Source organism: uncultured Microbacterium sp., from assembly GCF_963528945.1.
GTDB lineage: Bacteria > Actinomycetota > Actinomycetes > Actinomycetales > Microbacteriaceae > Microbacterium.
This window is the reverse complement of the sequence record NZ_CAURWX010000004.1, coordinates 149,390-163,446: the sequence shown is the minus strand read 5'-3', so window position 1 is coordinate 163,446 and position 14,057 is coordinate 149,390. Positions and strand designations below refer to the sequence as shown.

Annotated in this window: 12 protein-coding genes; 11 read left to right on the top strand and 1 reads right to left on the bottom strand. The window is 69.5% G+C overall.

The annotated features are described in order from the left end of the window. The first annotated feature begins 9 nt into the window (after nucleotides 1-9). Genes rsmI through RWS82_RS13345 form a run of 3 tightly spaced genes read left to right on the top strand, consistent with a single transcriptional unit; the run spans nucleotide 10 to nucleotide 3,330 of the window. A complete protein-coding gene (rsmI, locus tag RWS82_RS13355) occupies nucleotides 10-831 on the top strand; it encodes a 16S rRNA (cytidine(1402)-2'-O)-methyltransferase (protein WP_314650944.1) in 822 nt (273 codons plus the stop codon). Between the two features lie 31 nt (nucleotides 832-862). After that, nucleotides 863-2,440: a methionine--tRNA ligase gene (metG, locus tag RWS82_RS13350; RefSeq protein ID WP_314650942.1), complete on the top strand. Its 1,578-nt coding sequence runs from the start codon at nucleotides 863-865 to the stop codon at nucleotides 2,438-2,440. A 17-nt stretch (nucleotides 2,441-2,457) separates the two neighbouring features. Beyond that, nucleotides 2,458-3,330: a TatD family hydrolase gene (locus RWS82_RS13345; RefSeq protein WP_314650940.1), complete on the top strand. Its 873-nt coding sequence runs from the start codon at nucleotides 2,458-2,460 to the stop codon at nucleotides 3,328-3,330. Here the strand turns inward: RWS82_RS13345 and RWS82_RS13340 are convergent. Continuing rightward, a complete protein-coding gene (locus RWS82_RS13340; RefSeq protein ID WP_314650938.1) occupies nucleotides 3,309-4,676 on the bottom strand; it encodes an MFS transporter in 1,368 nt (455 codons plus the stop codon). The genes RWS82_RS13345 and RWS82_RS13340 overlap by 22 nt on opposite strands. Before the next feature lie 36 nt (nucleotides 4,677-4,712). Between RWS82_RS13340 and rsmA the strand changes: the two genes are divergently transcribed. The 8 genes from rsmA to RWS82_RS13300 all read left to right on the top strand — a co-directional run bounded on the left by rsmA (nucleotide 4,713) and on the right by RWS82_RS13300 (nucleotide 13,997). Further along, the gene (rsmA, locus tag RWS82_RS13335) at nucleotides 4,713-5,582 is read left to right on the top strand and encodes a 16S rRNA (adenine(1518)-N(6)/adenine(1519)-N(6))-dimethyltransferase RsmA (RefSeq protein ID WP_314650935.1); all 870 of its coding nucleotides are present in this window, start codon (nucleotides 4,713-4,715) and stop codon (nucleotides 5,580-5,582) included. A 9-nt stretch (nucleotides 5,583-5,591) separates the two neighbouring features. Next, nucleotides 5,592-6,659 (top strand): aldo/keto reductase, encoded by a 1,068-nt coding sequence (locus RWS82_RS13330; RefSeq protein ID WP_314650933.1) that lies wholly within the window; start codon nucleotides 5,592-5,594, stop codon nucleotides 6,657-6,659. Between the two features lie 21 nt (nucleotides 6,660-6,680). Beyond that, nucleotides 6,681-7,598, top strand: a complete 918-nt coding sequence (locus RWS82_RS13325; protein WP_314650932.1) for a 4-(cytidine 5'-diphospho)-2-C-methyl-D-erythritol kinase — start codon at nucleotides 6,681-6,683, stop codon at nucleotides 7,596-7,598. Between the two features lie 137 nt (nucleotides 7,599-7,735). Further along, complete coding sequence (locus tag RWS82_RS13320; RefSeq protein ID WP_314650930.1) at nucleotides 7,736-8,767, top strand: LacI family DNA-binding transcriptional regulator; 1,032 nt, start codon at nucleotides 7,736-7,738, stop codon at nucleotides 8,765-8,767. A gap of 154 nt (nucleotides 8,768-8,921) precedes the next feature. Further along, nucleotides 8,922-10,442 (top strand): multiple monosaccharide ABC transporter ATP-binding protein, encoded by a 1,521-nt coding sequence (mmsA, locus tag RWS82_RS13315; protein WP_314651536.1) that lies wholly within the window; start codon nucleotides 8,922-8,924, stop codon nucleotides 10,440-10,442. Further along, the gene (gene mmsB, locus RWS82_RS13310) at nucleotides 10,439-11,794 is read left to right on the top strand and encodes a multiple monosaccharide ABC transporter permease (protein WP_314650928.1); all 1,356 of its coding nucleotides are present in this window, start codon (nucleotides 10,439-10,441) and stop codon (nucleotides 11,792-11,794) included. The genes mmsA and mmsB overlap by 4 nt, the downstream gene beginning before the upstream one ends. A 58-nt stretch (nucleotides 11,795-11,852) precedes the next feature. Next, nucleotides 11,853-12,974: a sugar-binding protein gene (locus tag RWS82_RS13305; protein WP_314650926.1), complete on the top strand. Its 1,122-nt coding sequence runs from the start codon at nucleotides 11,853-11,855 to the stop codon at nucleotides 12,972-12,974. Nucleotides 12,975-13,208: 234 nt separating this feature from the next. Continuing rightward, on the top strand, nucleotides 13,209-13,997 hold the full coding sequence (locus RWS82_RS13300) for an alpha/beta hydrolase family protein (RefSeq protein ID WP_314650925.1): 789 nt from the start codon (nucleotides 13,209-13,211) through the stop codon (nucleotides 13,995-13,997). Nucleotides 13,998-14,057 lie beyond the last annotated feature (60 nt).

Genomic DNA, 14,057 nt, shown 5'->3' with positions numbered 1-14,057 from the left:
GCTGGGCGGGTGATCATCCTCGCCGCGACCCCGATCGGAAACCTCGGCGACGCGTCGCGCCGTCTCGTCGAGGTGCTCGAGAACGCCGAGGTCGTCGTCGCGGAAGACACGCGCACGACGCAGCGCCTGCTGCAGGCGCTCGGCGTCGCGAACCGCCCGCGCCTGATCGCGCTCCACGACCACAACGAGAAGCAGAAGGCGGGAGAGCTCGCCGCGCTCGCCGCCGAGACCGACGTCGTCGTCATGAGCGACGCGGGCATGCCGACCGTCAGCGACCCCGGTTACGGTCTCGTCGCCGCGGCCGTCGAGCAGGGCGTCACGATCACGGCGATCCCCGGACCGAGCGCCGTGCTCATGGCGCTCGCGATCTCGGGCCTGCCGACCGACCGCTTCGCCTTCGAGGGTTTCCTGCCCCGCAAGCCCGCCGAGCGGCGGTCCGCGCTGCGCGCGGTCGCGCACGAGGCGCGCACCCTGGTGTTCTTCGAGTCCCCGGCACGACTGGCGTCCACGCTGGCCGACATGGGCGACGCCTTCGGCGCCGACCGCCGCATCGCGGTGTGCCGCGAACTCACCAAGTTCTACGAGGAGGTGCGCCGTGGCACCGCCGCCGAACTCGTCGCCTGGGCCGAGAACGGTGTGAAGGGCGAGATCGTGGTCGTCGTCGAGGGAGCCCCGCGCAGCGAGGCCTCGCCCGACGACGCGCTCGCCCAGGTGCAGGCGCTCGTCGCCGACGGCATCCGTCTGAAGGAGGCCGCCTCCGAGGTCGCCGGCCTGACCGGCCTGTCGTCGCGCGACCTCTACCAGGCCGCGCTCGCCGCCCGCGGGGCGTAATCACCGGCGGGCGGACGCCTAGAATCGATCCATGCCCGCTGGCGACTCCTTCTACATCACCACGCCCATCTACTACCCCTCCGATGTGCCCCACATCGGTCATGGGTACACGTCGGTGGCGGTCGACACGCTCGCGCGCTGGCACCGCCAGGCGGGTGACGACACCTGGATGCTCACGGGCACCGACGAGCACGGCCAGAAGATGCTGCGTGCGGCGGCGGCGAACAACGTCACGCCCCAGGAATGGGTCGACAAGCTCGTCACCGAGGCCTGGTTCCCGCTGCTCCAGACACTCGACGTCGCCAACGACGACTTCATCCGCACGACGCAGGAGCGTCACGAGGAGCGCGTGAAGAAGTTCGTGCAGGCGATCTACGACCGCGGCTACATCTACGCCGGCGAGTACGAGGCGCTCTACTGTGTGGGCTGTGAGGAGTTCAAGCCCGAGTCCGAGATCCTCGACGGCACCGGCCCCTTCGAGGGACTGAAGGTCTGTGCGATCCACTCGAAGCCGCTCGAACTGCTGCAGGAGAAGAACTACTTCTTCAAGCTCAGCGAGTTCCAGGACCGCCTGCTCGAGCTCTACAAGACGCAGCCCGACTTCATCCGCCCCGAGTCGGCGCGCAACGAGGTCGTGTCGTTCGTGCGGCAGGGCCTCAAAGACCTGTCGATCTCGCGCTCGGCGTTCGACTGGGGCATCGAGGTTCCGTGGGATCCGTCGCACGTCATCTACGTGTGGGTCGACGCGCTGCTGAACTACGCCACCGCTGTCGGGTACGGCGACGACGAGGCGACGTTCGACCGCCGCTGGCCGGCGTACCACGTGGTCGGGAAGGACATCCTCCGCTTCCACGCCGTGATCTGGCCGGCCATGCTCATGGCCGCGGGCGTCGATGTGCCGAAGGGCGTGTTCGCGCACGGTTGGCTTCTCGTCGGCGGCGAGAAGATGTCGAAGTCGAAGCTCACCGGCATCGCGCCCACCGAGATCACCGACGTCTTCGGCTCCGACGCGTACCGCTTCTACTTCCTCTCGGCCATCGCGTTCGGCCAGGACGGCTCGTTCTCGTGGGAGGACCTCGCGGCGCGCTACCAGGCCGAGCTCGCGAACGGCTTCGGAAACCTCGCCTCGCGCACGACGGCGATGATCGAGAAGTACTTCGAGGGCGTCGTCCCGCCCGCGGGCGCGTACACCGAGAAGGATCTCGCGATCCAGCGGATCGTCTCCGACGCGGCGACGAACGCGGATGCCGCGATCGAGCAGTTCCGCATCGACGAGGCCATCTCGTCGATCTGGACGATCGTCGACGCGCTCAACGGGTACATCACCGAGAACGAACCGTGGGCTCTGGCCCGTGACGAGGAGCAGCGCGACCGCCTGGGCACCGTGCTCTACACGTGCGCCGAGGGTCTGCGCGCCCTCGCGGTGCTGCTCTCGCCCGTGATGCCGCAGGCCACCGAGAGGCTGTGGGTCGCGCTCGGCGCCGCCGAGACGATCGGACGCCTGCAGGACCAGCCGATCCGCGAGGCGGGTGCCTGGGGCGTGCTCGCTCCCGGGACGAGCGTGAACGGTCTCGCGCCGCTCTTCCCGCGGGTGGAGTCGACGGCCTGACCGAGGAGCACCCGATCGTGACCTACGTGCAGCAGCGCTCCGGCGACGGCCGCAAAGACCTCCGGTACCCGGCCGCCCCGGAACCGCTCGCGGTGCCGGTGTACGACAACCACGCGCACCTCGACATCGTCGACGGCGACGAGCCCCTCACGCTCGTCGAGCAGCTCGACCGTGCGCAGGCGGTGGGGATCGCCGGGGTCGTGCAGTCCTCGGGCGACATCGAGTCGTCGCGGTGGGCGGTCGAGGCCGCGGCATCCGACCCCCGGGTGCTCGCCGCGGTGGCGATCCACCCCAACGACGCGCCGACGTACGCCGAGCAGGGGCGTCTCGACGAGGCGATCGCCGTCGTCGACGAGCTCGCCGCCCACCCCCGCACGCGTGCGGTGGGCGAGACGGGCCTCGACTTCTTCCGCACCGAGCCCGAGCGCCGGGCACCGCAGTTCGCCTCGTTCGAGGCGCACATCGACATCGCGAAGAAGCACGGCGTCGCGATGCAGATCCACGACCGCGACGCCCACGAGGCGGTGCTCGAGACCCTGACGCGCGTCGGCGCCCCCGACACCACCGTGTTCCACTGCTTTTCGGGTGACGACGCGATGGCGCGGGTGTGCGCGGATGCCGGGTACTACCTGTCGTTCGCCGGCAACCTGACGTTCAAGAACGCGCAGAACCTGCGCGACGCGCTCGCCGTGACCCCGCTCGACCGCATCCTGGTCGAGACGGATGCCCCGTTCCTCACGCCCGTTCCGCTGCGAGGGCGCCCCAACGCGCCCTACCTCGTGCCCATCACGGTGCGGTTCATGGCGGCCGAGCTCGGGGTGGAGCTCGACGAGCTGTGCGCCCGGCTCGCCGCGAACACGCTGCGCGTCTACGGCTCGTTCGACGACTGACCGGCGCGCGGCGCCGTGACATCGGCGTCGGCCGCTCGATCCGGCTCGGGCTGGGCGCCTGCGCTCGCATCGTCGGCAGCGGCAGCGGCGGGGGCGTCGTCGGAATCCTGCGCGACCGGTGGCGCGTTGACGATCGCCGAGATCGGCCGCCAGACGAAGAGCAGCGTGAGCGCGGCGCCGGCGAACGCGAACCACCACGGCGCTGTCAGACCCCAGAGCTGGGCGATCACTCCACCGAGCGCCTGCCCCACGACCATCCCGCCGAAGACGCCGACCATGTTCACCGAGGCCACGCGTCCTTGCAGCTGCGGCGGCACGAGACGCTGACGGACGGTCGTCGAGATCGTCGCCCACACGAAGGCGTAGGCGCCGAAGAAGAACATGATGACGAGGGCGACCCACCCGACGCTCGTCAGGGCGAACGCCAGATGCATCACCACCTCGAGGCTCAGCACGATGCGCATGAGGGCGGCGAACGAGACGTGGCGCTCGAGCCAGCCGAAGCTCGCCGTCGCCACGATGCCGCCGAGGGCGGACGCGGTGGTGAGCGCGCCGTAGCCCACCGCGCCCATCTGCAGGTGCTCGGTCGCGTACAGCACGAGCACCCCCCAGGGCGCGGCCCACGTGACGTTGAAGAGCAGGATGATGAGCACCAGCATCCGCACCGGCGGGTTGCGCCGCAGCCAGCGCAGACCCTCGGCGATGTCGGTGTGAACCGGCGGATGCGCGGCGAGGCCCTCGCGCGGCGGCACGGGTGTGCGAGCCATGCGCGAGACGAGCACGACCGCGGCCAGCACGCACACGATCTCGACGAGGAACGGCCAGGCCGAGCCGGCGGCGAAGAGGAACGCGCCGAGAGGCGGGCCGGCGAACTGGTTGGCGACGAGGTAGCCGGCCTGCATGCGCGCGTTCCCGACACCGAGGTCGGCGGGGCGCACCAGCATCGGCAGCAGGGTGCTGCCCGCCGTGTCGACGAAGACCTCGGCGGTGCCGTAGAGGAAGGCCGCGGCGAGCACGATCCAGATGCTCGCAGTGCCCGTCACGAGGAAGACGCACAGGGCCGTCAGCACGAGCGCGCGCGCCGCGTTGGCGGCCATCACCAGTCGGCGACGGTCGACGCGGTCGGCCATCGCACCCGCGTGCAGTCCGAACAGCAACCACGGCAGGAACTGCAGGATCGCGCCGGACGCGACGAGCAACGGAGACGAGGTGAGCGACGCGATCAGCAGGGGAGCGGCCGCGAGCGCGATCCCGTCGCCGACGTTGCTCGTCCAGGACGAGGCGAGCAGCCAGCGGAAATCACGACCCAGGCTGCGCGGCGCGATGAGTTCCGGCAGGGAGGGCATGACAGGAGGCTATCGGCGGTGGGGGACAATGGGGGGATGACCGTCTCCCTGCTCGGCGCCACCGAGATCCGCCGACTCGCCGCCGAGCTCGACGTCACCCCGACGAAGAAGCTCGGCCAGAACTTCGTCGTCGACGCCAACACGGTGCGCAAGATCGTGCAGGCCGCCCGCGTGCAGCCGGGGGAGCGCGTGGTGGAGGTCGGGCCGGGTCTCGGGTCGCTGACCCTCGCGATCCTCGAGGCGGGGGCGTCGGTCACGGCGGTCGAGATCGACCACCGGCTCGCCGCGCGCCTGCCGCAGACCGCCGCCGAGCGCGGGGTGCCCGACGGGATGCTCACGGTCGTCGACGCCGACGCTCTGCGCATCACCGAACTGCCGGGGGAGCCGGCCGTGCTCGTCGCGAACCTGCCGTACAACGTCTCGGTGCCGGTGCTGCTGCACTTCCTCGAGACCTTCCCCTACCTGCAGCGCGGCGTCGTGATGGTGCAGGCCGAGGTCGCCGAACGCCTCGCCGCGAAGCCGGGTTCGAAGATCTACGGATCGCCGAGCGTGAAGGCGGCCTGGTACGGGGAGTGGAAGCTCACCGGCACGGTGTCGCGTCAGGTGTTCTGGCCCGTTCCCAACGTCGACAGTCTGCTGGTCGGGTTCGACCGTGCCGCGGGGGAGCGGGGCGACGAGAACGAGCGTCGGCGCACCTTCGCCGTGGTCGACGCGGCGTTCAACCAGCGTCGCAAGATGCTGCGTCAGGCGCTCTCGGGCATCTTCGGCAGTTCGTCGGCGGCATCCGAGGCCCTGGTGACCGCCGGTGTCGCCCCGACGGCCCGCGGCGAGGACCTGACGGTCGACGACTACCAGCGCATTGCGCAGCATGTCCCGTCTCCCGCAGATGACGCGGTCGCCGGGTAATCTGACACCGTGACCGACTCGCCCCGCTTCAGCCCGAACGTTCCCGAGCTCCACCGACCGTACGCCGCCGACGAGGGCCGCTACGGCACGTTCCCCTACCGCCAGGTCGGATCGACCGGGTTGTACCTGCCGCCGATCTCGCTCGGCCTGTGGTGGAACTTCGGCGACAACATCCCCCTCGACAACCAGCGCGAGCTGCTGCGTCACGCGTTCGACCGCGGCATCACGCACTTCGACCTCGCCAACAACTACGGCCCGCCCTACGGTTCGGCCGAGAAGAACTTCGGCCGTATCTTCGCCGAAGATCTGCGCCCCTACCGCGACGAGCTGATCATCTCGTCGAAGGCCGGCTGGGACATGTGGCCCGGGCCGTACGGCGACTTCGCGAGCCGCAAGTACATCCTCGCCAGCGCCGAGCAGTCGCTCACCCGCATGGGGCTCGACTACGTCGACATCTTCTACTCCCACCGCGTCGACCCGGTGACCCCGATCTCCGAGACGGTCGCCGCGCTCGACACCCTCGTGCGGCAGGGCAAGGCGCTGTACGTCGGCATCTCCTCCTACAGCGCCGAGCGCACCGAGGAGGCCGTCGCGGTCGCCACCGAGCTCGGCACCCCGCTCGTGATCCACCAGCCCGCCTACTCGATCCTGAACCGCTGGATCGAAGACGGCCTCACCGACACCCTGCAGCAGCACGGCCTCGGAGCGATCGCCTTCACCCCGCTCGCTCAGGGACTCCTCACCGACAAGTACCTCGGCGACGGCACCGCCGACCGGGCGCAGAAGCGCGGCTCGCTGCCCGAGGGCAAGCTGCCCGACGACGCGGTGCAGACGTTGCGCAGCCTGAACGAGATCGCGAAGGAGCGGGGTCAGTCGCTCGCGCAGCTCGCCCTGCAGTGGACGCTGCGCAACCCCGTCGTCGCGTCCGCGCTGATCGGCGCATCGCGCACCTCGCAGCTCGACGAGAACATCGCCGCGCTCGACGGCCCCGCGCTCACCGACGACGAGCTGTCGCGCATCGACGAGCTGGCCGGCGCGATCGACGTGAACATCTGGGCGAAGTCCTCGGACCTCTGATCGGCACCACCAGGAAACGCCATGCCCTCCGACTCCGTGCACGTCCGCGCCCCCGGGAAGATCAACGTCTACCTGGGGGTCGGCGGCCGGCATGACGACGGGTACCACGCCCTGGCGACGGTGTTCCAGGCCGTGTCGCTGTTCGAAGACGTGATCGCCCGCCCCGCCGACGACTTCTCGATCACGGTGCACGGTGCCGAGGCGGATGCCGTTCCCCTCGACGACCGCAACCTGGCGATGCGCGCGGCCAAGCTGCTCGCGGCCGCCGCCGACTACCACGGGGGCGTCGCGCTCGAGATCCGCAAGCACGTGCCGGTGGCGGGCGGCATGGGCGGAGGATCGGCGGATGCCGCGGCCGCCCTGGTCGCCTGCGACGCGCTGTGGGGCACCGGGTTCTCGCAGACCCGCCTGCACGAGCTCGCTGCGCGGCTCGGAGCCGACGTGCCCTTCTCGTTGCACGGCGGCTCGGCGGTCGGGACCGGTCGCGGTGATCAGCTCAATCCGGCCCTCGCCCGCGGGCGTTTCGACTGGGTGCTGGTCACGAGCCACGAGGGGCTCTCGACCCCGGTCGTGTACGAGGAGCTCGATCGTCTGCGCGACGCCGAGGGAGCGCTCGCCGACGATCCCGCGGAGTCGCTCGACGTGCCGATCCCGGTGCTGCAGGCGCTGCGCTCGGGCGACGCCGTGCAGCTGGCTGCGAGCCTGCAGAACGATCTGCAGGCGGCGGCGGTGCACCTGCGCCCGGACCTCGAGGAGACCATCCGCCAGGGGGTGCGCGCGGGCGCGCTGCACGGGATCGTCTCGGGATCGGGACCCACGGTCGCGCTGCTCTGCGCCGATTCCGACACCGCCCGCTCCGTGCGCAACACGCTGCAGGAGGACGGTCGCGAGGCCCTGCAGGTGTACGGCCCCGTACCGGGCGCCCGCATCCTGGTCTGACCGCAGCCCAGCCCCCGCGCGCGACCGATCCGGCGGGCACCGTGACATCGCGTGTAGGCGCATGGGCGTGCCCGGGGTCATAATGAGACGAACGATGTGACCGTGCACATGGCGTGTGCACATGCAAGGAGGCCGTGATGTCCACTGCTTCCGAGCGCGCCCGGATGCCGAGCATCCGCGACGTCGCACGCCTCGCCGGTGTCTCGCATCAGACGGTCTCCCGCGTGCTCAACGACCACCCGAGCATCCGCCCCGAGACGAAGGCCAAGGTGCTCGACGCCATCTCGGTGCTCGACTACCGCCCCAACCTCGCCGCGCGGGCGCTCGTCACGAGTCGATCGAACATGCTCGGGGTGCTGTCGGCCACCATCGGGGAGTTCGGGCCGACGTCGTCGATCGCCAGTATCGAGGAGGCCGCTCGTGAAGAGGGCTACTCGGTCACGACCCTCAACCTCGCGGCCACCACGCCCGAGGCCATCGGCAGTGCCGTGCGGCAGCTCGCGCGGGAGCAGGTCGACGGCATCGTCGTGCTCGCCCCGCAGGTGCGCGTGTTCCATGTCCTGCGCGGCATGGCGGTCGACTTCCCGTTCGTCACGCTGCAGACCGCCTCGGGGTCGGACGGGGTGAGCCTGTCGGCCGATCAGGTCGCGGGGGCGCGCGCCGCGACCGAACACCTCATCGGGCTCGGGCACAGCGACATCCTGCATCTCGCGGGGCCGCAGGACTGGATCGAGGCTGAGTCGCGCATGCGCGGTTACCTCGACGCGCTGCGCGAGGCCGACCTGCCCACGTTCCCGCCGATCCGCGGCGACTGGACCGCCGACTTCGGGTACTTCGCGGGGCAGGAGCTGTCGCGACGGCGCGACTTCTCGGCCGTGTTCGCGGCGAACGACCTCATGGCGATCGGGCTCATGCACGGGTTCCGCGATGCGGGGGTGCGCGTGCCGGACGACATCAGCGTGGTGGGGTTCGACGACATCCCGGTGGCGGCACACGTCGCCCCGACCCTGACGACCGTGCACCAGGAGTTCCGCGAGCTCGGCCGCCGGGCGGTGCGGATGCTGCTGTCGCAGATCCGCGGCGAGGAGACCCCGGAGTTCGGTCCGCTGCAGACGGCGGTGCGCGATCGCGAGTCGGCCGGACCGCACACACCCCGCGTGTCACGGTAACGACACGAAATGCCCGGGCGGACTTGACACTGCTCGCCCCTCGGGAGTTACATGTACCAATGTGAACGGTCACATCGAAGGTGACCGCACGTCGCGAGGAAGATCCGTGAGCACCACAGCAACGTTGCCTACCGTGTCTGGCCCCATCCTGGAGATGCGCAACATCACCAAGGAGTTCCCGGGGGTCAAGGCTCTCGCCGACGTCTCGATCACCGTCCGCGCCGGCGAGATCCATGCGATCTGCGGCGAGAACGGTGCCGGGAAGTCGACGCTCATGAAGGTGCTGTCGGGGGTGTACCCGTACGGCACCTACGACGGAGAGATCCTGCTCTACGGCGAGGAGCAGCGCTACCGCGACATCGCGGCGAGCGAGGCCGCCGGCATCGTCATCATCCACCAGGAGCTGGCGCTCATCCCCGAGCTCTCGATCACCGAGAACATCTTCCTCGGCAACGAGATCAGCCGCTTCGGCGCGATCGACTGGCAGGCGCAGACCAGCCGCACCGTCGAGCTGCTCGCCCGCGTGGGCCTCAACGAAGACCCCGACGTGGCCGTCAAGACGCTCGGCGTGGGCAAGCAGCAGCTCATCGAGATCGCGAAGGCCCTCAATAAGGACGTCAAGCTGCTCATCCTCGACGAGCCCACCGCGGCCCTCAACGAGAACGACTCGCAGCACCTGCTCGACCTCATCCTCGGCCTCAAGGCCAAGGGCATCGCGTCGATCATGATCAGCCACAAGCTCAACGAGATCGAGCAGATCGCCGACGAGATCACCATCATCCGAGACGGTCGCACGGTCGAGACGCTCGACATCTCGCGCGGCGAGATCAACGAGGACCGCATCATCCGCGGCATGGTCGGCCGCTCGCTCGAGAGCCGCTACCCCGACCGCACCCCCGAGATCGGCGAGGTGTTCTTCGAGGTCAAGGACTGGTGGGTGCAGCATCCGACCGTCTCCGAGCGCATGGTCGTCAAGGGGTCCAGCCTCAACGTGCGCCGCGGCGAGGTCGTCGGCATTGCCGGACTCATGGGCGCCGGGCGCACCGAGTTCGCGATGAGCATGTTCGGCCGCTCCTACGGCACGTTCCTCTCGGGAACGATGATCAAGGACGGCCAGGAGATCGCCCTCCCCGACGTCGCCGCCGCCATCAAGCACGGCCTCGCGTACGTCAGCGAGGACCGCAAGGTGCTCGGCCTGAACCTGCTCGACACCATCAAGCGGTCGGTCGTCGCGGCGAAGCTGTCGAAGATCGCCAAGCGCGGCGTCGTCGACGACCGCGAGGAGTACTCGGTCGCCGAGCGCTACCGCAAGGCGCTGCGCATCAAGACCCCGTCGGTCGAAGAGGGCGTCGGCAAGCTCTCGGGCGGCAACCAGCAGAAGGTCGTGCTCGCCCGGTGGATGTTCACCGACCCCGACCTGCTCATCCTCGACGAGCCCACCCGCGGCATCGACGTCGGCGCGAAGTACGAGATCTACGCGATCATCAACGAGCTCGCCGCCCAGGGCAAGGGCGTCATCGTGATCTCCAGCGAGCTGCCCGAGCTCCTGGGCATCTCCGACCGCATCTACACCGTCTTCGAAGGTCGGGTCACCGACTGCATCCCGGCCGACCAGGCCACCCCCGAGGCCCTCATGCGCAGCATGACCTCCGCGACCCAGAAAGCATCCGCATGACCACCGAATCCACCCCCGCGAAGAGCGGATTCCACCTCAAGGACATCACGAAGATGTTCGGAGGCGGCGGCACGTCGACGCTGCGCCAGTTCGGCATCCTCGGCAGCCTCATCGTCATCATCGTGCTCTTCGAGATCCTCACCCTGCTGCGCAACGGCCCGAACGGCGCGACGCTGACCTCGGGCAACCTGATCAACGTCATCAACCAGTACTCGTTCATCCTGATCCTCGCGATCGGCATGGTGATGGTCATCATCATGGGTCACATCGACCTGTCGGTCGGATCGGTGGCGGCGTTCACGGGCATCATCGTCGCGAAGGCGATGACCGAGGGCAACCTCCCCTGGCCGCTCGCGATCCTGCTCGGCCTCGGCGTCGGGGCGCTGGTGGGCGCATGGCAGGGCTTCTGGGTCGCCTACGTCGGTGTACCGGCGTTCATCGTGACCCTCGCGGGCATGCTGTTCTTCCGTGGTGCGCAGCAGTTCATCGGCGACGCCCAGACCATCCCGGTGCCCAAGGGCTTCCAGGTGATCGGTACCGGATACCTGCCCGAGATCGGCCTGCCGCTGCCCTTCAACATCCCGACCATGCTGCTCGCGCTCGTCGCGGTCGCCTGGCTCGTGTTCTGGGAGATCCGCACCCGTCGCGTCCAGCGCAAGATGGGCTCCGACATGGCGCCGCTCTGGGTGAGCGTCACCAAGGTCGTGCTCCTCTCGGTCGTCGTGCTCGCCGCGGCGTGGATGTTCGCCACCGGACGCCCCGGCACGAGCTTCCCGGTGCCCGGCCTCATCCTGCTCGCGCTCGTCATCCTCTACACCTTCGTCACGAGCAAGACCGTCTTCGGCCGCCACATCTACGCGGTCGGCGGCAACCGTCAGGCCGCACGCCTGTCGGGTGTGAAGGACCGCTGGGTCGACTTCTTCGTCATGATGAACATGTCGGTCCTCGCCGCGCTCGCCGGCATGATCTTCGTCGCCCGTTCGCAGGCCTCCGGCCCGAACGACGGCACCGGCTGGGAGCTCGACGCCATCGCCTCCGTCTTCATCGGTGGTGCGGCCGTCGCCGGCGGCATCGGCACCGTGATCGGGTCGATCATCGGTGGTCTCGTGATGGCGTTCCTCAATAACGGCCTCGCACTGCTCGGCCAGGGCGCCGACGTCGTCTCGATGATCAAGGGCCTCGTGCTCCTGCTCGCGGTCGGCATCGACGTCTGGAACAAGCAGCAGGGCCGCCCCTCGCTCATCGGCTTCATGACGCGACGCCTCGGCCGCCAGGTCGACCCCGCGACCGAGACCTTCGAGCCCAACAAGACCTACCAAGCCCCACCCGTCGACAAGACGAGCGGAAAGTAGGGGTCCGCCGCGTGGCCCACGCGCGACGAGACCTTCACACACCAGAGAAAGAGATCACATGAAGAAGATCCTCCTTACGACGACAGCGCTTGTCGTCGCGGGCGCCTTCGCCCTCACCGGCTGCTCGTCGGAGCGCGGCGGTGACACCGGATCCGGCAGCGGTGACGAGGCCGCCAAGGGCTTCGAGGCGGGTTCCACCATCGGCGTCGCCCTCCCCGACAAGACGTCGGAGAACTGGGTGCTCGCGGGCAAGCTGTTCACCGACGGACTGGAGGAGGCCGGCTACAAGGCCGACGTCCAGTACGCCCCGGCGAGCAACACCGTCGCCGAGCAGCAGAACCAGATCCAGGCCATGGTCCAGAACGGCGCCAAGGTCATCATCATCGGCGCGAAGGACGGCAAGCAGCTGGCCACGCAGGTGCAGGCGGCCAAGGATGCCGGCGCCTACGTGATCGCGTACGACCGCCTCATCGAGAACACCGAGGCCGTCGACTACTACGTCGCGTTCGACAACTTCAAGGTCGGCCAGCTGCAGGGTCAGGCTCTGCTCGACGGCCTCGAGGAGCGCGCGGGCCACGAGGCGCCGTACAACATCGAGCTCTTCTCGGGTTCGCCGGACGACGCCAACTCTGCCGTGTTCTTCGACGGCGCGATGGACGTGCTGCAGCCGAAGATCGACGACGGCACGCTGAACGTCGTCTCGGGTCAGACCGAGATCGCCCAGACGGCCACCGAGGGCTGGCTCGCCGAGAACGCGCAGAACCGCATGGACACCCTGCTCACCGGCTCGTACAGCGGTGACACGGTGCTCGACGGCGTGCTCTCGCCGAACGACACCCTCGCCCGCGCCATCATCACCTCGGTGCAGCAGGCCGGCAAGCCGGTTCCGGTCGTCACCGGTCAGGACTCCGAGGTCGAGTCGGTGAAGTCGATCATGGAGGGCGTGCAGTACTCCACAATCAACAAGGACACCTCGCTGCTCGTCGAGCAGGCCATCAAGATGGTCGGCCAGCTCCAGAAGGGCGACGAGGTCGACGTGAACGACACCGAGTCGTACGACAACGGTGTGAAGGTCGTCGACTCGTACCTGCTCGAGCCGCTGATCGTCACGAAGGACAACGCTGCCGAGGCGTACAAGAACGTCCCGAGCCTGCTCGAGATCGTCGAGTCGTACAAGTAACCAGTCGGACGACGAACGAGTCGTAAGACTCACCCGTCGTCCTCCTGAGCAGTACCGCGGCATCCGCTCCGCAGTAGAGAACCGCCCGGGCCCTCCGCCCGGGCGGTTCTCCGCGTCTCCGGCGGTCGCTTCGCCGGCTCCGGTCGCACGAATGGTCGCTTCCGGCGCTGAGAACGACCCTTCGTGCGACCGGAAGGGGGGCGGGAGTCGGGCGGGGCGTGGTTGAGTGGGCGGATGCTGTTGCATGCGGAGGTGGGCGGAGACGCCAGCGGGCCGAGCGTCGTCCTGCTTCACGGGCTGATGGGGTCGGCGGAGAGCTGGCACGAACTCGTACCGCTGCTCGGCTCCCAGGAGTTTCGGGTCGTTGCGCTCGACCTTCCGGGGCACGGCTTGTCGCCGCGTGACCCGGCGCTCACCGTCGCGTCGGCTGCGGCATCCGTCGTCGAGACGGTCCGCGCGCTCGGCGGGGGCGCGCCGATGTTCGCCGTGGGGCACTCGTACGGCGGCAGCGTGCTCGCGGAAGCCGCAGACGCGCTCGGCGCCGGGACCGCCGTGTACGTCGACGCCGGACTCGCGATCGAGGGCGGCGCTGACCGTCGATCGTTGACCGCGCAGTACGTGCTCGTGGCGGGGGAGCGGAGCGCCGCGTCGCTGCAGGCCCGGTCCGAGTACACGCAGGGGCGTGCCGTGCGGGAGGCGCGGGCGGCCGCGCGGTTCGATGCGGCGACGTCGGCATCGATCTCCTGCGGCGATGCCTTGGCCTGGACCCCGTCCCCCGGGTCGATCGTCGTGCGGGCGTCGCCGAGCCGGTTCGTGCCCGACGCCCTCGCCGCGGCGTGGTCGGAGCGCGGCGTCGACGTCCGCAGCATCCCCCACGCGGCCCACACGCTCTGGTACAGCCACCCCGACGCGTTCGTCGCCGCTCTCCCCGAGCTGTTCGCGCCCCGCCCCGTCTCGCCTTCCGGTCGCGCCAACGGTCGCTTCGCCGGCTCCGGTCGCACGAACGGTCGCTCCCGGCGCTGAGAACGACCCTTCGTGCGACCGGAACGCGACGGGCGGCGGGGGAGGCCGGAGCCGGGGCGA